Genomic DNA, 825 nt, shown 5'->3' with positions numbered 1-825 from the left:
AAACAACGACTGTTGTCAACGACGGTAAAGATGGCAAAGCGCCAACTGCAGAAGTCGTAGATAATGGCGATGGTACTCATACCATTACGATTACCAATCCAGATGGCACTCAAACAACGACTACTGTAACAAATGGTGCAGACGGCAAAGACGGAGTAGATGGAAAATCACCAACCATCAAGCAAACCCCACTCAAAGATCAAGATGGTAATGTTATAGGAGTAACTATTACCATTACAGATAGTGACGGAAAAGTGACAACTGAAAACATCTTAAATGGCAAAGATGGTCAGACGCCTAAGGTTGAGGTAACACCTGGAAAAGATACAGAAGGTAATTCGGGCTATACCATTATCATTACGAAGCCAGATGGTTCCACACAAGAAGTTTTTGTAAAAGATGGTAAAGACGGTAAGGATGGTAAAGATGGAGTGGATGGTAAATCACCAACCATCAAGCAAACCCCACTCAAAGATCAAGATGGTAATGTTATAGGAGTAACTATTACCATTACAGATAGTGACGGAAAAGTGACAACTGAAAACATCTTAAATGGCAAAGATGGTCAGACGCCTAAGGTTGAGGTAACACCTGGAAAAGATACAGAAGGCAATTCGGGCTATACCATTATCATTACGAAGCCAGATGGTTCCACACAAGAAGTCTTTGTAAAAGATGGCAAAGATGGTAAGGATGGTAAAGACGGTAAGGATGGTAAAGACGGTAAGGATGGTAAAGACGGTGAATGTGGAGTGTGTCCAATACCAGACCCAGATCCAACACCAGATCCAGATCCAACGCCAGATCCAGATCCAACGCCAGATC

At 42.4% G+C, this 825-nt stretch carries 1 pseudogene; it reads left to right on the top strand.

Annotated features, from left to right (window positions below):
- Positions 1-825 (top strand): annotated as a pseudogene (locus ACQV2P_RS08655) (YSIRK signal domain/LPXTG anchor domain surface protein); the annotation flags it as partial.

Source organism: Facklamia sp. P12932 (assembly GCF_050409545.1).
Lineage (GTDB): Bacteria > Bacillota > Bacilli > Lactobacillales > Aerococcaceae > Facklamia.
The sequence above is the reverse complement of the archived record's forward strand: the minus strand, read 5'-3'. Positions and strand labels throughout refer to the sequence as shown.